Source organism: Synechocystis sp. LKSZ1, from assembly GCF_040436315.1.
GTDB lineage: Bacteria > Cyanobacteriota > Cyanobacteriia > Cyanobacteriales > Microcystaceae > Synechocystis.
The window spans coordinates 246,948-265,038 of sequence record NZ_AP031572.1; the positions used below are offsets into that span (position 1 = coordinate 246,948).

General features: G+C 51.5%; 15 protein-coding genes and 1 tRNA gene. 5 read left to right on the forward strand and 11 right to left on the reverse strand.

Annotated elements, in window-relative coordinates:
* Positions 1-161 precede the first annotated feature (161 nt).
* Positions 162-947, reverse strand: coding sequence for a PD-(D/E)XK nuclease family protein (locus ABXS88_RS01200; RefSeq protein WP_353673380.1), 786 nt, complete (start codon positions 945-947; stop codon positions 162-164).
* A gap of 121 nt (positions 948-1,068) precedes the next feature.
* Here ABXS88_RS01200 and ABXS88_RS01205 point away from each other — a divergent pair, with 121 nt between their 5' ends.
* Positions 1,069-1,323: a hypothetical protein gene (locus ABXS88_RS01205; RefSeq protein WP_353673381.1), complete on the forward strand. Its 255-nt coding sequence runs from the start codon at positions 1,069-1,071 to the stop codon at positions 1,321-1,323.
* Positions 1,324-1,346: 23 nt separating this feature from the next.
* Here the strand turns inward: ABXS88_RS01205 and ABXS88_RS01210 are convergent.
* Positions 1,347-1,418, reverse strand: a tRNA-Gly gene (locus ABXS88_RS01210).
* Between the two features lie 125 nt (positions 1,419-1,543).
* Between ABXS88_RS01210 and rlmN the strand changes: the two genes are divergently transcribed.
* Complete coding sequence (gene rlmN / locus ABXS88_RS01215) at positions 1,544-2,581, forward strand: 23S rRNA (adenine(2503)-C(2))-methyltransferase RlmN (protein WP_353673382.1); 1,038 nt, start codon at positions 1,544-1,546, stop codon at positions 2,579-2,581.
* 5 nt (positions 2,582-2,586) lie between these two features.
* Here rlmN and ABXS88_RS01220 read toward each other — a convergent pair whose 3' ends face one another.
* A complete protein-coding gene (locus ABXS88_RS01220; RefSeq protein WP_353673383.1) occupies positions 2,587-4,863 on the reverse strand; it encodes a GspE/PulE family protein in 2,277 nt (758 codons plus the stop codon).
* A 97-nt stretch (positions 4,864-4,960) separates the two neighbouring features.
* On the reverse strand, positions 4,961-6,181 hold the full coding sequence (locus ABXS88_RS01225) for a peptidoglycan DD-metalloendopeptidase family protein (RefSeq protein ID WP_353673384.1): 1,221 nt from the start codon (positions 6,179-6,181) through the stop codon (positions 4,961-4,963).
* Between the two features lie 197 nt (positions 6,182-6,378).
* Here ABXS88_RS01225 and rpmG point away from each other — a divergent pair, with 197 nt between their 5' ends.
* The gene (gene rpmG, locus ABXS88_RS01230) at positions 6,379-6,579 is read left to right on the forward strand and encodes a 50S ribosomal protein L33 (RefSeq protein WP_353673385.1); all 201 of its coding nucleotides are present in this window, start codon (positions 6,379-6,381) and stop codon (positions 6,577-6,579) included.
* Positions 6,580-6,688: 109 nt separating this feature from the next.
* Positions 6,689-6,904, forward strand: coding sequence for a 30S ribosomal protein S18 (gene rpsR / locus ABXS88_RS01235; protein WP_353673386.1), 216 nt, complete (start codon positions 6,689-6,691; stop codon positions 6,902-6,904).
* Positions 6,905-7,058: 154 nt separating this feature from the next.
* Here the strand turns inward: rpsR and fusB are convergent, their stop codons facing one another.
* From fusB to ABXS88_RS01265, 6 genes are all read right to left on the reverse strand, one after another.
* Entirely contained in the window at positions 7,059-9,143 is a 2,085-nt protein-coding gene (gene fusB, locus ABXS88_RS01240) for an elongation factor G variant FusB (protein ID WP_353673387.1), read from the reverse strand.
* 314 nt (positions 9,144-9,457) lie between these two features.
* Complete coding sequence (locus ABXS88_RS01245; RefSeq protein ID WP_353673388.1) at positions 9,458-10,849, reverse strand: 1-acyl-sn-glycerol-3-phosphate acyltransferase; 1,392 nt, start codon at positions 10,847-10,849, stop codon at positions 9,458-9,460.
* A gap of 83 nt (positions 10,850-10,932) precedes the next feature.
* Complete coding sequence (gene rplT, locus ABXS88_RS01250) at positions 10,933-11,286, reverse strand: 50S ribosomal protein L20 (RefSeq protein ID WP_353673389.1); 354 nt, start codon at positions 11,284-11,286, stop codon at positions 10,933-10,935.
* A 48-nt stretch (positions 11,287-11,334) separates the two neighbouring features.
* The gene (gene rpmI, locus ABXS88_RS01255; protein WP_353673390.1) at positions 11,335-11,538 is read right to left on the reverse strand and encodes a 50S ribosomal protein L35; all 204 of its coding nucleotides are present in this window, start codon (positions 11,536-11,538) and stop codon (positions 11,335-11,337) included.
* A gap of 82 nt (positions 11,539-11,620) precedes the next feature.
* Positions 11,621-13,132 carry a UbiD family decarboxylase gene (locus tag ABXS88_RS01260; RefSeq protein WP_353673391.1) on the reverse strand — a complete coding sequence of 504 codons (1,512 nt, stop codon included), beginning with the start codon at positions 13,130-13,132 and terminating at the stop codon, positions 11,621-11,623.
* A 71-nt stretch (positions 13,133-13,203) separates the two neighbouring features.
* The gene (locus tag ABXS88_RS01265) at positions 13,204-13,578 is read right to left on the reverse strand and encodes a hypothetical protein (RefSeq protein WP_353673392.1); all 375 of its coding nucleotides are present in this window, start codon (positions 13,576-13,578) and stop codon (positions 13,204-13,206) included.
* A gap of 262 nt (positions 13,579-13,840) precedes the next feature.
* Here ABXS88_RS01265 and ABXS88_RS01270 point away from each other — a divergent pair, with 262 nt between their 5' ends.
* Complete coding sequence (locus ABXS88_RS01270; protein ID WP_353673393.1) at positions 13,841-14,242, forward strand: fasciclin domain-containing protein; 402 nt, start codon at positions 13,841-13,843, stop codon at positions 14,240-14,242.
* Positions 14,243-14,443: 201 nt separating this feature from the next.
* On the opposite strand, the gene metH is transcribed toward ABXS88_RS01270, so the two are convergent.
* On the reverse strand, positions 14,444-18,034 hold the full coding sequence (gene metH / locus ABXS88_RS01275; protein WP_353673394.1) for a methionine synthase: 3,591 nt from the start codon (positions 18,032-18,034) through the stop codon (positions 14,444-14,446).
* Between the last annotated feature and the right edge of the window lie 57 nt (positions 18,035-18,091).

The following is an 18,091-nucleotide window of genomic DNA, read 5'->3' on the forward strand; positions in this document are numbered from 1 at the left end:
CTCCGTGAAACCCCGGCTTCCCAAGCGCTTACTCTATGGCTTACTGCTGACTATTTTCAGTACTAGCGCCGTCGGATTATTGGCAGATTTAGAAACCTGGTATTTGCTCAAGGCTTATATCCTCTTGCTACTCCTACAAGGCGGCTTTTTTTTGATCTACATCAGCTTTTATCGCCTGCCCCGTCGCCGTTCCCTGTCGTTGTCAGGGCCAAAAAAGACTGGAGAACCTTAGCCTCAGGAGTTACAAATTGAGAGCGGTAGGGACAGTCGTGACACTGGGCTGAGTGGGGAAAATCAATTTTCTGACTATGCCACTGGCCTAGCCAATGCTGGAGTTGGGCCAAAAGCTGGGTGAGTTCCCGCCGAGCCTGCTGGTGTTGGGCCTGGCTATATTCAATGGTCAAGGATTGGGGACGCTGGGGCAGTTTGACAAACCAATACGTCATGGAGATCTCTTCTGGCGGGTAGGGTGTTGTCTCCGCCAAAACGTAAAGATAAAGTTTGGTTTGCCAGTTTTGGATGATCTGCTGGGGCTTTTTTTCGGGCAACGGATAGGTTTTCCAGTCTAAAATTTCCGCCCGCTGGGGTTCTAGGATTAGTAGATCGTAGACAACGGTCAACAGCACATCCGCCTCGGCTAACGTGCGGGAGTGTTCCGCGGCTCTCTGTTGCTCTGGAGGGGGTTGACTCAGTCTCGGGCAAGCCTCCAGAAGCGCACTTAAGGTCTGGGCCATCTCCGGATTATCTTGGAGAAGAGGATCTAACGGTAAACCCAGTTGCCACTGCTGAAGCAAGCGGTGGAATTGTTTTCCCCAGTCTAATCGGGCTTGCTGGGCCGGAGAGGGAAGATTATCCCACTGCTCCAGGTAACGGCGCTGAAATTGGGGGGGGCAGGTTGCCAAGAGTTGCAGGTGGCCCTGGGAAAGACGCAGACGTTTTGGGGTCATGGCTAGCAGGGATTGGCCATAAAAGTTTATTGAGAGCTTGCAAGAAGATTAAGGAATTTAGCTTAGCCCTTTCCCTATGCTAAACCAGAGGTAACAGGACTGTTCTAGAGGAGACGCGACCATGGAAGTTGACCGCCCCGATGCCCGCCCCCTGACCCCGGCTGAAATGGAGGAGTACGAACAACTCAAGGCCATTATTGAAAAAGCCATTGCTGATCAGGTGCTGACCCACGATGAGTTTACGCGCATTCGTGCCAAGGCCCTGGGCAGTAACCCCAGCCCGGAGCTACTCTACCAAGAATTCAATCTCTACCGGGAATTGGTGACGTCTCAAATCCAGGCCGGAAAAATCATCCGAGAAGGCGTAGGAGACTAGCTCCAGACTTGATACAAATTAAAAGCGGGCAACGCGATTCGAACGCGCGACATTCACCTTGGCAAGGTGACGCTCTACCACTGAGCTATGCCCGCTTGTTTGGGACGTTCTTAATATTGCCAAAAAAAAAAGGCTTTGTCAATATCCTGCAGGCAAAAGTTGGTTAGACGGATAGACTAGACTGGAGAAATGCTTCTTCTCCCCGACTTCCTTGTTGCTGATGGTGACCTCCCCTTTGCTGACCAAATCCCTTGCTGAATTAACGGACTGGGTCGAGGCCCAGGGACAACCCCGCTATCGCGGCAAGCAATTACACCAATGGCTCTACGAAAAAGGGATTCGTTCCCTAGCAGAGGTGTCGGTGTTTCCCAAGGCCTGGCGAGAAAGCCTCCAGGATTATCCCATTGGCCGCTCTAGTATTGATGTTTGCACAACGGCCCCAGACCTGACCCGCAAGTATCTGTTACGACTCCAGGACGGGCTGATCATCGAAACTGTGGGCATTCCCAGCGCCAAGCGCCTAACAGTGTGTGTTTCTTCCCAGGTGGGCTGTGCCATGGATTGTACCTTCTGTGCCACGGGCAAGGGAGGATTTTTCCGCAATCTGTCGGCCCACGAAATTGTCGATCAAGTTTTGACGGTACAAAATGAATTCCAGACTCGGGTGAGTAACGTCGTCTTTATGGGCATGGGGGAACCCTTACTCAACCTGCCCAATGTGGTTAAGGCCATCCATTGCTTGAATCAGGATGTGGGCATTGGCCAGCGCGGCTTAACCATTTCCACGGTGGGATTACCGCAGAAGATTCAACAACTGGCCCAGCATCATTTGCAGATCACCTTTGCGGTTAGTCTTCATGCCTCTAACCAGGCCCTGCGGGAGCAACTAATTCCCAGTGCGAAGCATTATCCCTTTGAACAATTGCTGGCGGATTGTCGCGATTACGTGGCCATAACCGGTCGTCGCGTGACCTTTGAATATATTTTGTTGGCCGGTGTCAATGACCACCCCCAGCAAGCCCAAGAACTAGCCCAGGCCCTGCGGGGTTTCCAAAGTCACGTTAATTTGATTCCCTATAATCCTATCTCTGAAGTGGACTATCAGCGTCCCAGTGAGGCCCGCATTCAGTCCTTTAGTGAGGCCCTAACCCTGCAACGAGTCGCCGTTTCTGTGCGCTATTCCCGAGGATTACAGGCCGATGCTGCCTGTGGCCAATTACGAGCTACCCGGGCCCCACAAGACCCCGTTTTGGCCTAGATGGCCTATTCCTTCCAGGGATCCATAATCGATTTAAAGGGATTAATCACGGTTGCATTGGGGTCAATCTCGGCCGTGGCTTCCTCACCAGCAACAATGGTCGCGGCCTTGGGGTCGATATGAGCCAAGTCTTCCCAATCCGGAGGTTGACCAATCAGGGTAGCCTGGGATAAATCAACTTCATCCTCCACTGCTCCCTGGGCCAGGTTTTCAAGGGCCAACAGTTCCGGCATCAGATCCAAATCGGCGGTTGTCGATGGAACGGACGGCTGGGCGGAGGCAGAGGGGAGGGCTGGATGGAGAGATTGTTTAAGACTGCTGACAGCTTGGGTGAGTTGGGCTAGCTTATCTTCGATGAGCTTGAGTTTTTCTTCAAAATCCGGTGGTAAGGTAACAGCCGGCTGATTTGTCCCCAAGGTTGTGAGGGCATTGGGAAAAACCCGCAAGAGTTCTTCTAAGGTGGTATTACCCCGCAAAACCTGAGCCAGGGCCCGCTGGGGAAGGGGCGTTGAGGCCGCCTGTTGGAGGAGCGGTCGTAGTGCCTCTGGTGAGGTGGTTTGGGCAATTGCCTGACGAAGGGCCGGGGTTAGCGGAATAAACTCATAGATGGCCACTTGGCCGTGATAACCAACCCCACTACATTGACGACAAAGACGACCTTTGAGGTGAAGTTGCTGAATGATATCGGGACTTAAGCTATTGGCCCGATAAAATTGGCTGCCCTGCAGTTGGGCCGGGCCCAGACCGAGTTGTTGCAACTCTTGAGCCTCAGGATGGTGTACCAAGCGACAGGTCGGGCAAACCTGCCGGAGTAGTTTCTGATGAACAATGGCTACCAAGGATTCAGCTAACAAGTGTGGCGAGAGCCATGCCTGACCTTGAGTAATGGCTGTGGCACTATCCTTGGCATTCACACAGGCAAACACCAAGCGGCCCTGTTGAGTAGCTGTAAAAGCGGCCTGGGCCACCTCAGCATCCTCGACCAAGTCAATGCCAATGACATCCATGGATTGCTCGGCTAGGGATTGCAGGGCATCGCCGTAGGTAAAGGGGCGCTGGGTGTCCACTTCCACTTGAGTAATGCCCGGAAAGGCCCGTCGAATCGGATCTTCAACAGTCCCGACCCGGAGATTGCGCTTAAGATATTGCCCCAGGAAGGCTTCCATCGTGGTTGATTTTCCTCCATGGGCCGGGCCAGTAATCAACACTAAGCCGGCGGTTTGGGTTACTATCGCCTTAAAATGCTCCTGGTCGTAGGGGTCGGCACTCAGGTCACTGAAGTCCGGAAGTTGGGGGAGGGACTCCACCACCCGCACTAGAATTTTTTCACCGTAGAAACTGGGCAGAGTGTGGATAAAAAAGTAAACGGGCCGGCCACTGTAGCTTTTTTTTAGGCGGGCTTTTTGGGGAAACTGGGTTTGCTCGACGTCCAGACCGGCCATGGCCTTCAGCCGTTTAATCACCGCTGGAATCATATCCTTGGGTAGGGGTTCCACTAAAGGCCGAAGACTTCCCCCTTGACGAATCTGTACCGTTAACTTGGTTTCTTGGGGGTCGAGGTGAATTTCTGTGGCCTTTTCCCGCAAGCCGAGAATCAGAATTTTATTCACCAGTGCTGTAATGGGATTTTCCTTTTCTGGAGCCGGACGATTTAATTCTTCGGCGGCAACTTTCGATGGGGAAGGCATGGGGGAGGGGATATCTTCCATAATCTCGGTAATATCAACGACGGTGGCGTTCTGGAGGCCAGGACTGTGGCCAGGGGAATGGTGCTCGAGGTATTGAGCCAAAAGGGCCTGATAATCTTCTACCGTAATCCCTAAGCGTTGATAGGTCATCGCCTTGGGATTTAGATAGGTCTCAAGCTGAGCCAAGGCTGCGGTATGTTCAGGATTGACCATTAACACCATAAGCCGTGACGGTTGCATCTGATGAAGACCGAGGGGCATCAGTTGATGTTGCTGACACACCGACCATGGCAGATAGCGGTCAATCAGTTTGGTTACCACCATCAAGTCAATAGGGTCACGGTCTAGATCAAAAAAATTGACCCCGTAGAGAACCTTCAGGGTAAAGCGATGTTGCTGCCGATACTGTCGCACAAGCTCCTGGGGCAGACTTTCTCCAATCATCCCTTCGACAACAATGGGAAGGGGACGACCCGACTGCCGGGCTTCCCTAGTAGCCTGCTGAAGTTGAGACAGAGACAGATAGCCCGCTTGGATAAGCTCCCGGCCAAAGGGAGATAGGCCCAAGTCTGAAGGATCAGCGGCAAAGGACATGGCATCGATGACGGAAAACGCTCCCTTCTAGAATGCCCTAAATTTTAGGAAAAGCACCATCTTTTTGATAACTAATGAAGTTTGCTTAGTAGAAAATTTACCGATTTGCCTGGGGCGTTGCCAAGGCAACCTGCTGAGCGCGCAGTAAATTGTCTAGGGCAAACTGTAAATGTTGGCCAGCATCTACGGCGACCCAACCGTCGTTGGTGAGATGACGCCACTCAAAGTGGAGGTGGGGGCCCGTCGAAAGACCGGTACTACCCACACGGCCAATAATCTCCCCTTGCTGTACCTGCTGGCCCGGCTGAACCAAAATTTCGGAGAGGTGAGCATAACGGGACTCTTGGGTTCCCTGGAGGTGGCGCAAAATCACCATCAGGCCATAGCCCCCAGACCAATCCGCTAGGGCCACTTCCCCGGCATAGGCGGCTAAAACAGGCGTGCCGAGGGGCGCCCCAATATCCGTACCTGAGTGCATCCGACCCTGGCCCGTGATGGGGTGAATCCGCCAACCAAAGGCCGAAGTAATGGGGGCAGCGCTAGCAACGGGAAAAAGTAAGTCGGTTCCCTGACCCGGCACGCTCGGGGCTGTCGGTGCATACAAACTAGTAGCGCGGTTATATTCAGGCATAGGGGCGAGGGCAATGGCTAGGCCACGACGAACAATCGGCTCTAGGCTGACGACCTGCTGAGGACTCACGGGTTGACCCACACCATAGGCCTGATAACGATGGGTTTCCCAGTTGAGGGGTTTGAGGGGAGTTGCTTGGGGAGCCCGACTAATCAAGCTACGAGCAGTCAGCGTCCGCTGGGACAAGCGTTGGTGTCGAGGAGGAATGTAGGCCTGGCTAGCCTCTGGCACGGAACGTCGCTGGGCCAGGGCCGGCGTGGAGGCGCCACAACCTCGACGGAGGGTGCCGTTTTGGACGACGGTCTGACAGCCGGATTTACGCTCGGTCAGAACGACGGCTGGAGCCGGCTGGGATTCCTGGGCCGCAGTGGTTCCTAAATCAACAGAATCAATGTAACTATTTTTGCTCGGTAAATTATTGCGAATCGCAGTAGGCGGGGCGGCCACGGGATTGGGCAATACTAGCGTCGGTGGAGAAAGACGGGGGGCCGCTTCTACTGGCGTGGTTGGCGTGGCGGGCTCCACGATATCCGCTTCAGTGGTTAGGGCCGGCGTTGACCAACCCAAAGTCCCCAACATCAGTAAACTACTCAGACCCCTGATGTAGCGTTGGGTCACAGTACGATGGGGCAGATTTAACAGGGATTGCATGGCCACGTCCTCGCTCACAACACAAATCGTCATCATTGTAGAGCACTCTTGGGGAAATTAGCATTTTTATTGTTAGCCTGAACACAAGTCCCGCCGTTCCAGACTCAGCGTTGGGGCTTGGGATCTTCCTCAATCAAGGAATGATCTATGCAGGAAAGCTCTTGTCAATCCGTAGGGCTATGTGAGATGATTAACGTTTGCGTATAATTTTGACTGTCGCTTTTTAAACCGCTATGGCCAGTAAAAAAGGAAAGGGGGCCCGACTCATCATCACCCTCGAATGTACCGAATGTCGCAGTAATCCCGCAAAGCGCTCGCCGGGGGTTTCTCGCTACACAACGACTAAAAACCGTCGCAATACTACTGCTCGTCTTGAACTCAAAAAGTTCTGTCCCCATTGCAACAAGCATACTGTGCATAAAGAAATTAAATAGATAATCGGCCGAATGCTGGCCCCACTGCTTCTGCTGGCCTTTGACCACCAGAGTTTCCCGTTGCTACCAGCAACAACGCCTCGCAGTCCTTTCCGTATTCTCTAAGGTTATGAATTACTATCGTAAACGCCTCTCTCCCCTGTCTCCCAACCAGCCCATCGATTACAAAGATACCGACCTGCTTCGTAAGTTTATTACCGAGCGAGGGAAGCTACTGCCTCGCCGTATTACAGGATTAACTGCTAAGCAACAGCGAGACCTGACAACCGCCGTTAAACGGGCCCGCTTAGTGGCCCTGTTACCCTTTGTCAATCAAGAGGCCTAGAGCTTGTCCTGGGGATAAATATCAGAGGAGGTTACCGCCTCCTTTTTTATTGGGCGCTAAAAAGAGGGGCCCCTGCCCACTCCACCGGCTTGGGGAGCGATACAGAGGCCAACGGTTGGTCAAAACTAATCAGAGGGAAGCTTCCCCGCTCAATCTAGGCGGCAGCCTGGCGTTCCTTTGCTTCTTTAATCACAGTTTCTGCCACATTAGCGGGACAGGGAGCATAGTGAGAGAAGCTCATGGAAAATTGGCCCCGACCGGAGGTCATTGTCCGTAGGTCACCAATGTAGCCAAACATTTCACTCAAAGGTACATCAGCCTTAATACGAGCCCCCATGAGGCCGGTTTCCTGGGATTTGATCATTCCCCGACGGCGGTTGAGATCACCGATCACATCGCCCATGTAGTCATCAGGAGTAAAGACGTCTACATTCATGATCGGCTCCAGCAGTTGAGGGCTAGCCTTGGGAACGCTTTGACGGTAAGCCGCCATAGCTGCAATTTCAAAGGCAATAGCCGAAGAGTCCACCGGGTGGAAGCCACCATCGGTGAGGGTAACTTTTAAGTCAACGCAGGGATAGCCCGCCAAGAGGCCCTTGACAATACTTTTCTCGAAGCCTTTTTGAACGGCCGGCCAGTATTCCCGAGGGACATTCCCACCGGTAACTTTGGACTCGAATTGGAAGCCTGTACCGGGTTCACCGGGTTCAATGGTGTAGTCAATTTTGGCGTATTGACCAGAACCACCAGACTGTTTCTTGTGGACATAACCATCGTTGATGGTTTTGGTAATGGATTCCCGATAGGCGACTTGGGGTTTACCCACTTCCACTTCCACACCATGGGTTCGTTTGAGGATATCCACTTTAATGTCGAGGTGGAGTTCTCCCATCCCTTTAATAATGGTTTCACCGCTTTCTTCATCAGTTTCCACATGGAAGGAAGGGTCTTCCTGTACCATTTTACTCAGGGCCATTCCCATTTTTTCGTCCATGCCTTTCTTCTTGGGCTTGATGGCGATGGAGATAACCGGATCGGGGAAGACCATCGGTTCTAGGGTGGCGGGATTTTTGGGGTCACAGAGGGTATGGCCCGTTTGCACGTTCTTCATGCCCACAATGGCAATAATATCCCCAGCTTGGGCCGATTCGATTTCTTCCCGGTCATTGGCATGCATTTCCACCAGTCGGCCAATGCGTTCCGTTTTGCCAGTGGCCGTGTTGAGGATGGTATCCCCTTTGCTTAGCTTGCCGGAGTAAATACGAGTAAAGGTCAAGGCCCCGAAGCGGTCATCCATGATCTTGAAGGCCAGGGCCCGCAGGGGTTTTTCTGGGTCAACAATGGCGAAGGTTCCCGTTTCGTTTCCTTCTAGATCCACCTCCGGTTGGGGATTGACTTCCATGGGGTTGGGCAGGTAGTCCACCACCGCATCTAGGACAAGTTGTACCCCTTTATTTTTGAAGGAAGAACCGCAGTAGGTGGGGAAGAATGCCAGATCTCTGGTGCCTTTGCGAATACAACGCTTAATCTCGTCAATGGACAACTCTTCACCTTCTAGGTATTTTTCCATTAACTCATCGTCCTGCTCAACGGCAATTTCGATCAGTTTTTCCCGGTATTCTTCCACCTTATCCACCATGTCCGCTGGCACGTCTTCAATGGTATATTTATCGGGTTCTCCCGAGTCATCCCAAATCCAGGCCTTACGAGTCAGTAGGTCAACCATCCCCGTAAATTGATCTTCGACGCCAATGGGAAGCACCATCACTAAGGGTTTAGCCCCAAGGACATCCTCAACTTGTTTGACGACTCGGTAAAAATCTGCCCCCGTCCGGTCGAGTTTGTTGACATAGATGAGACGAGCTACTTTGGAGTCGTTAGCATAGCGCCAGTTGGTTTCCGACTGCGGTTCTACCCCACCAGAACCACAAAAGACCCCAATCCCCCCATCGAGGACTTTGAGGGAGCGGTACACTTCAATGGTGAAGTCAACGTGACCAGGGGTATCAATAATATTGAATTGATGACCTTTCCAGAAACAACTGGTGGCAGCGGACTGAATGGTAATACCGCGCTCCTGCTCCTGCTCCATGAAGTCTGTGGTGGCGGCACCTTCGTGAACCTCACCGATTTTGTGGATTTTTCCCGTCAACTTCAAAATACGTTCGGTGGTGGTGGTTTTGCCCGCATCTACGTGGGCGAAAATGCCAATGTTTCTGTATAACGTCAGGTCTTTCATATTTACTTTCGAGTTAAGAGAGTGAGTCCTTAAGATTTAGGAGCAACCCCTTGCCAAGCTGGATCGGGGGACGGATAGACAGTCCTAGTACCTTGTATGGTTAGCCCCACAAGGTCTGCTAGGCCATTCATTTCCCTTCGATGTTTAGGGCGACGGCAGTGAGCGCGATAATGTGCTAAACAATTGTAAAATATTTTTGCGCGACAACAGAGCAAGGCCAGATTAAGTGCTACTCACCGACAGTCTAGAACGACTTTGGTTAATCTACCTTATTTCTCTTTGAGCCGGGAAACCGAGCAAAGTCTGCAAAATATTTAGAGGATAAGTTGAGACAAGGTTGCCTCTAAATCTTGGGTCAAAGCGGCAACCGCTTGACGACGATTTTCTTGGTAGGCCGGAAAGCGTTCAGTCACAGAAATTGGCTTGGCAATGGTCAATTGGGCCCGTTGTTTACCCAGGGCCGGGCGGAAAAAACTGTTATTTCCTTTAATGCGGGCCACCACATCCCACAACAGCAGGAGAGTATCGGCAAAGCGTTCGACTGTGGGCTTTTCCTTGACGTAGTAGCCCGTAACCGCCACAAAGGTTTCCACCAGACGCATATGCCACAACCGTAAATTGGCCTCCTCCGCCACGATATCCGCCAGGCCCTGTTGCATGGCGGGCAGGGTTTGGCCGTTCTTAAGTTCTTCACGATAAATGTAGTCCCAGCCGGCTTGCTCTAGGCGACGACAACGGTCTGGCAAGGAACCTTTGGGCGTCAATTTAAAGTACTGTTCCGCCACCTTTAGGGCCACCTGGAGCAAGTTCTGCAAACGCAGGCCCAGTAGTTGATTTTCCTGATTTTGTACTGTTACTAAATTTTCCGCCAGATTTTTTTCCAGAGTGGCTCGGTCTGGTAACTCCTGGTGGTAGAAACGCCGATAAAAGGTTTCCATTTCCCCTAGAATCACATCGCCTAAGCGATAGAGTCGTTGATATAGCTGACCTTCGTCCAAGCTATGGCTAGGATCCGGGATTAACCCGCAATCCTTTTCTAAATTGCTCAACAGGGCCTCAATTTCTGGCCAAGGTGCCTTGAGATAAAAATACTGAATGCCGACGGGAATAATCAGAACCTGCTCGGAACGCTGGGCCTTATGCAAGTCTTCCACGGCCCAAAACCCTAACTGAGCAATGCCGGGTTCCAGGGGACTGATGATTTCATTGTGGCCATTGGTGGCACCTTCGGGGGCCGCGGCCAGAGGATGGGCTCCATCCGTCAATAACTGTCGCGCAGAGCGGAGGCCAGGCAAGTCTAACTTACCCCGCTGGATTGGTGTTCCCCCCAAACGGGAATAAAGCCAACCAACAAGGGAACCTGCCCACAGGGGAATTCCCCGGTCGTAGATGAAGTGGGCGTGGGTAGGGGATTTTAGAGAAATCTTGAGATCCCGAGCGGCCTGGGGCAGTAATTGCCAACAAAGATAACCCAGGCAAAAAGGGTCGTTAACACTGGGGTGACGGAAAGCTAATATTAATCTGACTTGGCCGGATTGAAACCGTTGATAAGCCGTCACTAAGGTTTCTAGATTAGTCCCAATGATTTCTACTAGGGGGGTTCGCCAGCGCAACCACCAAGGTAGCAATAATTGGGTACTTTTTAATACCCAAGGACTAAGCTGGGGGGGGATAAACGCGAGAGCAGGCTGGGCAGAGGTAGACATAGGCAGTTCAAGCAGTATGGCCACCCTATTCTAGACCCAGCCTTCCGGAAAAACGTCCTGATTGTTCCGGTCTGCTATCAGGCCTACTGGGCCTGGGCCGCTAGTTTAGCCACTTCGCTAAAGGCTTGGGGGTCGAGGATAGCCAGTTGGGCCAGCATTTTGCGGTTTAGCTCGATATTGGCTTTTTTGAGCTGTCCGGTCATTTTGCTGTAGCTCATGCCTTCTGCTCTAGCCGCCGCGTTAATACGAGTAATCCAGAGACGACGAAAATCCCGTTTCCGTTTACGACGGTCACGATAGGCATTCCGCAGGGCCTTCATCACCTGTTGGTTAGCGGTGCGGAACAGTTTGGAGTGGGAGCCGCGAAAGCCCTTGGCCAACTTAAGGATTTTTTTACGACGCTTGCGGGCAACATTGCCCCGTTTGACCCTAGTCATGGTAGTTTTCTATGGTTTTAAATGAAGAGTTGGGATCTTTTTTAGAATTTACAAATACGGCAGCATTAAGCGGACGTTTTTTTCATCGGCTTCGTGTACTAGGGCCGAATTGGACAGACGACGGCGCTTCTGCTCAGAACTCTTGTGCTCTAGTAAATGGTTTTTGAACGCTTTGCGACGCACAATTTTCTTTCCACTTCCCGTCGGACGAAAACGCTTGGCGGCCGCTTTGCGGGTTTTTAGTTTAGGCATAGGGACTGCATGGATTTTACACAGTCTTCTAGCATATCACTGCAGAATCGTTTTACACAAGTTTATCGCTAGATCGTCAAGGCTACGGTCTCATATCGTACCCAAAGAGATTAGCATTGACTTCATTCAGATTAATATCCCCCAGGCCATACTCCCGCCAACGTCGGGACACTTGCTCGGCCATGGTGGGATCGGATTCCAGGACTTCGCCCCAATCATGGTCGGTTTCAGGATAGATTTTGGTGGTGGCATCAATGCCCATGCGGCCCCCTAGGCCAATCTTCTCGCTGGCGAAGTCGAGGCTATCGAAGGGGGTTTCCGGCAAAATGAACACATCTCGCACCGGATCAACCTTGGAGCTAATGGCCCAGACCACCTGCCGAGGATCACGGATGTTAATACTTTTATCGACGACGATCACAAATTTGGTGTAGGTAAATTGGGGCAGGGCACTCCAAAAGGCAAGGGCGGCCCGCCGAGCCTGGCCGGGATAGGCTTTGTCAATGGAAATAATCGCCGCCTTGTAGCTCAGGGCCTCCATGGGTAAGAAGAAATCGGTAATTTCGGAAACCTGTTGGCGCAGGATTGGCGTATAGATGCGATTGAGGGCAATGGCCATCATTGCCTCTTCCTTGGGCGGCCGGCCGCTAAAGGTGGTGAGGTATACCGGATCTTTGCGATGGGTCAGACATTGGAAACGAATCAACGGTGAATCTTCGACGCCACCGTAGTACCCCATGTGATCACCAAAGGGGCCATCGGGCAGAACTTCGCCGGGGGTAATAGTCCCTTCTAACACAAACTCCGCGTCGGCTGGGACCTCTAAATCCACGGTTTTACATTTCGCCAGGGTGACACCGGAGCCACCATAGAGGCCCGCAAAGAGCCATTCCGACAAATCGACGGGAATGGGGGTGGCCGCGGCCATAATGATCAGGGGATCAACCCCCAGAGCAATGGCTACTTCTAACTTTTGGCCCCGTTCAGCGGCCTTGCGCAGATGCCGAGCCCCGCCCCGCACCGACAGCCAATGTACCGTCATCGTGTTTTGGGATTGCAATTGCAGACGGTAAACCCCCACATTGGGCGTTCCTGTCTCACAATCCTTGGTAATCACCAGGCCCAGGGTAATAATGCGGCCCGCGTCACCAGGATAGGGACGGATCAGAGGAAGCTGGTTTAGGTCAAGCTTCTCGCCCTCAATCACAACCTGTTGGCAGGGGGGAAAAAAACTGTGGCCCGGTTTGGCCTTGAGCACATCAAATAGAACTTTACCGAAATCAATGGCCTGGGAAATTTTCTTGGGAGGTTTAGGCTGTTGCAGGAGGGCCAATTTTTTGCCCAATTCCTCTAGCTCCTGGGGCTGTTCCATGTTCATGGCCCAGCAGATACGCTCTACGGTTCCCATGGCGTTGACCAGTACCGGAAAAGCCGCATTCTTCACATTTTCAAAAAGTAGGGCTGGCCCGCCGGCCTGGAGCATACGATTAGAGATCTCTGCAATTTCTAGGTCGGCATTAACTTCTGCCGTAATCCGTCGTAGCTGTCCCCGTTGTTCCAGGAGTTGGATAAATCCCCGCAGGTCTCTGGCCATGATTGTAAAACTTTGTAAAGAATTGCCTCCTACGATCTTAACCCAGAGATTGTTCGCCGTCTGGCAAAAATTTAGTTCCCAGCAGGGCTGAGCGTATTTAGACAATCCTGAAGAATACGGCGATCATTATCGCTGACTTCGGCCAAACGCTGGTAGCCTTCGAGGCGGAGTTGGCCTCCAGCAGTTAAAGGCCCTGCAACGGGAGACGGCGGCAAAACAGTAATGCTGTAGGGGTAGACCGTATTTTCATAGCTGTCTTTTATAGCCAAGGTCATTTTAGTGCCATTTATCTGGCCGGAAACGCAATTATATTCAGAGCGAGGCAGATACAGCGCCCCTTTCACGCTACCGTTTTTCAGTTGGAATACAAAATATTCCTGGCCAATTTGCTCGGCCTGGGCTGACTGGCCATAAAGATAAATGCCATCTTGGAGGGGAGCCGCCATGACTTTTGAAGCTCCTCCCACCAAGGCCATAACCGTAAAGAGCCCCCAGGGAAGGGAGTGAGATAGAAGCCGGGATAAGAAGAGAGAAAACATGACCAGTGGGCAACCAATGCCAGTGATTTATCCTTACACCTTGACCTTAACAAAGGCCAGCCGAGCCACGATTCGCCCAAGCGGGTGACTCCCCTTCCCTCAATCGACAGAGTCGGGCCCTGATCCCCGATAATCGTTTACAGTCCTTTACCTTTAGCAGAGAGACGTTATGGCAGACATTGTGGATATTGCTGTTAGCAACGAAAATTTTTCTACCCTTGTCGCGGCCGTTCAAGCCGCTGGCCTGGTGGATACCCTAAAAGGCCCAGGCCCTTTCACGGTCTTTGCACCGACCAATGATGCCTTTGCCAAGCTCCCGCCGGGAACGATTACTACTCTCCTTCAAAATATTCCCCAACTAACCCGAATTCTCTGTTACCACGTAGTCGCTGGGAAGTTAATGCAGGCCGACCTCGAAAAATTAACCACTGTAACGTCGGTAGAAGGTTCTCCCATTACCCTAGACTTTACCGAGGCCTTTGAAGTCAAAAATGCTACGGTGATTAGCGCCGATATTGAAGCGGATAATGGGGTGATCCACGTTATTGACAACGTTATTTTGATGGGTTAAAAGATTTCACCAAAGAATTAGGGGCTACGCATCTATACAGCTCCTAATGCGTCATAGAAAGAGGCCATTCTAGTATCACTCGCTAGAGCTTTCCCCACAGTTGGAAAGTTGAGGTGTGTTTAACAATTTACCCAATGGCCTCTTGATTTAATGACGAAGCCCTCGAAACCACTATCAACCAGTGCGTTAGTGACAGTCATCCTAGGTACTAAAATATTTAGCCGCAGGATGGTAAGCAATAATTGCCGTGGTGGATTGTTCGGGGTAAACCTGCTCACTTTCATCCATGTACAGGCCAATACGGTCGGTTTTCAATAGCGCCAACTGGGTATATTGATCTTGCATATTAGGGCAGGCAGGATAACCAAAACTGTAACGAGAACCCTGGTAACGTTGTTGCAAGATATCGCGGATGTTGTCAGGATCTAAGTCACCAAAACCGAGTTCTCGTCGGATACGAGCATGGGCCCATTCGGCTAAGGCTTCGGCCATTTGTACCGCCATGCCATGGAAGTAGAGATAATCAGTGTAATTATCTCCCTCAAAGAGTTTTTTTGCGTATTGGGTGGCAATTTCTCCCACTGTTACGGCCTGAAGAGGAAAGACATCCGTTAAACCGGATTCTTTGGAGGCAAAAAAGTCAGCAATGCAAAGTCGTCGGCCTGATTTTTGGCGTGGGAAGGCAAAGGTCGCGATGGGGTCTGCGGTCGCAGGAATTTGGTTATTATTTTGGGCCACTAGATCGGGATCATAAATCAGTAACGTATTGCTTTCTGATTGACAGGGAAAATAGCCATAAACCACCGTGGGATGGAGTAGATTTTCCTCGATAACTTGAGATTTCCACTTATCTAAAATAGGATAAACTTTTTCGGCTAAAAATCGATCGTATTGCTCACGGGATTGATCCTTTGGCTTACGAAACTGCCACTGGCCAACAAACAAGGCCTGTAAATCTAAATAGGGAAAGACTTCTGCCAGAGAAATCTCGGAGGCGTTTAAAATACGGGTTCCCCAAAAGGGCGGCAAGGGCCGGGGAATATCGGCATCAACGGCTTCGGAGCGGCGGGTATCAACTACGGCTTCGGCTTCTGGTTTACCCTCTTGGGCATCAATTAGTTTTTCGGCTTCAATACCAAAATTGGTTGCTTGGCCGTGCTCCTGAGTTTTCGCTTTGCCATTTTGGTCGGCGTATTCACCCAGAAACCCCTGAAGATCATCCCAGCTGTTGGCGCCCTTGGCGGGCATGAGTTTATCCATAAAATGCAGATCAGCAAAGGCATCTTTACCATAGATAACCTGACCTTTGTAGGTATTTTGGCAATCCTCATGGACAAATTTAGGGGTAAGGGCCGCTCCCCCTAAAATCACCGGGACGGTAATCCCTTCCTGATTAAAAACCTCTAGATTTTCCTTCATAAAGGCCGTGGATTTCACCAACAGGCCGCTCATGGCAATACAATCCGGCTGGTGTTCTCGATAGGCCTCGATGATATTTTCTACTGGTTGCTTAATACCGAGGTTAATCACTTTATAGCCATTATTGGACAGGATAATATCGACTAAATTTTTGCCAATATCATGGACATCCCCCTTAACTGTGGCAATCACGAAGGTTCCCTTAGCATTACCATCACTCTCGGACTTTTCCATGTAGGGCTCTAGATAAGCCACCGCCGCTTTCATAGTCTGGGCCGATTGCAAAACGAAGGGCAGTTGCATTTGCCCCGAGCCAAACAATTCTCCCACCACCTTCATGCCATCCAGCAAAAAGACATTGATAATCTCCAAGGGTGGATGACTTTTCAGGGCCTGCTCTAGGGCCGCTTCTAAGCCGAGCCGTTCGCCATCAATAATGTGTTGTTTGAGCCGTTCCTCAATAGGCAAATTGGCATTTTCAGATTTTTCTTTTTTCGTCGTTTTTCCTTCAAAAAGTGTCGTTAGCTGGGTTAGAGGGTCGTAGGTACAAATTTCCCCATTAAATTGGCGACGGTCGTAGATGAGATCCAGGCAGACCTGTTGCTGTTCTGGATCAATTTTGGCTAGGGGCAGAATTTTGTTGGCACTGACAATGGCCGCATCCAGGCCCACGGCCATACATTCATGGAGAAAGATGGAGTTGAGTACCTGACGAGCCGCTGGATTTAGGCCAAAGGAAACATTGGAAATCCCTAACAGAATATGACAACCCGGCAGTTCCTGGCGAATGCGTTGAATGGCCTCTACCGTTGCTTTGCCGTTTTCGCGGTCTTCTTCAATCCCAGTGGAAATCGGCAGGGCCAGGGGATCAAAAAAGATTTCGGTCGCCGGAATTCCATAGGCCACCGCTGCTTCGTAGGCTCGTTTCGCAATGGCGAATTTTTTCTCGGCCGTGCGGCCCATGCCGTCTTCGTCAATGGTGCCAATGACAATCCCTGCGCCGTATTCCTTGGCAATATCTAAGACTTTGTAGAAACGTTCTTCGCCATCTTCGTAGTTAGTGGAGTTGAGGATACATTTTCCACCCGCTACCTTCAGGCCAGCCTCCATCTTTTGCCATTCAGTGGAGTCCAGCATTAGGGGCAGAGTGACATTATTCACCAGACGGGCGGCTAACTCCCGCATATCCCGCACGCCATCCCGGCCCACGTAGTCCACGTTGACATCGAGAATATGGGCCCCTTCCTTTACTTGGGCCTTGGCCAAGGACACTAAACTATCCCAATCTTCGGCATTGAGGAGATCTCGGCATTTCTTGGAGCCACTGGCATTGAGGCGTTCACCAATGATCAGGAAGGAATTATCCTGCAAATAGGCCTGGGTGGAGTAGATTGAAGCCGCACTGGGTTCGTAGTGGGGCCGGCGTTCTTTGGGCGTAAGGGTTTTGGCAATGTCCGCCAGGGCCTGAATATGATCGGGGCGCGTGCCACAACAGCCACCAATCACTTGTACGCCCAGATCTTCAATGAAGTGCATCAGGGCCATCTGCAATTCCACCGGAGTCAGACGGTAAAAGGCCTGGCCCCCGACGTTTTCTGGTAGGCCCGCATTGGGAATACAGGACACCACAAAAGGAGAATGCTCCGACAGGTACTTGATATACTCCTTCATTTTGTCGGGGCCGGTGGCACAGTTCAGCCCCAGAATGTCGATCTTGTAGGGCTCCAGAATAGCCAGGGCCGCACTAATTTCAGTTCCCACTAGCATGGTTCCCATCACTTCCATGGTGACAGAGACCATAATCGGCAAGCGCGCTCCTTTTTCGGCAAACACGGCTTCAATGGCGTTCAGGGCCGCCTTAATTTGCAGAACATCCTGACAGGTTTCTACTAAGAGCAAATCGACACCGCCGTCGTAGAGACCCCGGACTTGCTCGATGTAGGCCTGTTTGAGGGTGTCGTAGTCCACATGGCCCAGCGTGGGTAATTTCGTTCCGGGCCCCATGGAACCGGCCACAAAGCGGGGCTTGTCAGGTGTCGAAAATTCCTGGGCCACTGCTTTTGCCAATTCCGCCGCTGTTTTATTGAGGTAGTAGGCCTGGTCAGCCAAATCATACTCCGCCAGTACCAGGGGAGTGCCGCCAAAGGTATCGGTTTCCACCACATCGGCCCCGGCCGCAAAAAAGGCCCGATGCACCTGGGCCACCGCCTCCGGTTTGGTGTGTACTAAATATTCATTACAACCTTCGTATTCTGGCCCGCCGAAATCCGCCGCCGTTAAGTTTTGCACCTGGAGATTCGTTCCCATGGCCCCATCAAAGACTAACACCGGACGTTCGGGACTATGGAGACGGTCAAGAAAAGCGCTTTTCATAGGGTCTGGGGAGAATTCGGGAGGAATCGAAGTATGAAATATTATACGACGAGCCAG

Bases quoted from the DNA above. Each gene is read 5' to 3' on its own strand.
- ABXS88_RS01220 (WP_353673383.1), bottom strand. From the start codon at position 4,863: ATGTCCTTTGCCGCTGATCCTTCAGACTTGGGCCTATCTCCCTTTGGC.
- ABXS88_RS01205 (WP_353673381.1), top strand. From the start codon at position 1,069: ATGGAAGTTGACCGCCCCGATGCCCGCCCCCTGACCCCGGCTGAAATG.
- ABXS88_RS01265 (WP_353673392.1), bottom strand. From the start codon at position 13,578: ATGGCGGCTCCCCTCCAAGATGGCATTTATCTTTATGGCCAGTCAGCC.
- ABXS88_RS01270 (WP_353673393.1), top strand. From the start codon at position 13,841: ATGGCAGACATTGTGGATATTGCTGTTAGCAACGAAAATTTTTCTACC.
- ABXS88_RS01245 (WP_353673388.1), bottom strand. From the start codon at position 10,849: ATGTCTACCTCTGCCCAGCCTGCTCTCGCGTTTATCCCCCCCCAGCTT.
- rplT (WP_353673389.1), bottom strand. From the start codon at position 11,286: ATGACTAGGGTCAAACGGGGCAATGTTGCCCGCAAGCGTCGTAAAAAA.
- metH (WP_353673394.1), bottom strand. From the start codon at position 18,034: ATGAAAAGCGCTTTTCTTGACCGTCTCCATAGTCCCGAACGTCCGGTG.
- rpmG (WP_353673385.1), top strand. From the start codon at position 6,379: ATGGCCAGTAAAAAAGGAAAGGGGGCCCGACTCATCATCACCCTCGAA.
- ABXS88_RS01225 (WP_353673384.1), bottom strand. From the start codon at position 6,181: ATGATGACGATTTGTGTTGTGAGCGAGGACGTGGCCATGCAATCCCTG.
- rpmI (WP_353673390.1), bottom strand. From the start codon at position 11,538: ATGCCTAAACTAAAAACCCGCAAAGCGGCCGCCAAGCGTTTTCGTCCG.
- ABXS88_RS01200 (WP_353673380.1), bottom strand. From the start codon at position 947: ATGACCCCAAAACGTCTGCGTCTTTCCCAGGGCCACCTGCAACTCTTG.
- ABXS88_RS01260 (WP_353673391.1), bottom strand. From the start codon at position 13,132: ATGGCCAGAGACCTGCGGGGATTTATCCAACTCCTGGAACAACGGGGA.
- fusB (WP_353673387.1), bottom strand. From the start codon at position 9,143: ATGAAAGACCTGACGTTATACAGAAACATTGGCATTTTCGCCCACGTA.
- rlmN (WP_353673382.1), top strand. From the start codon at position 1,544: ATGGTGACCTCCCCTTTGCTGACCAAATCCCTTGCTGAATTAACGGAC.
- rpsR (WP_353673386.1), top strand. From the start codon at position 6,689: ATGAATTACTATCGTAAACGCCTCTCTCCCCTGTCTCCCAACCAGCCC.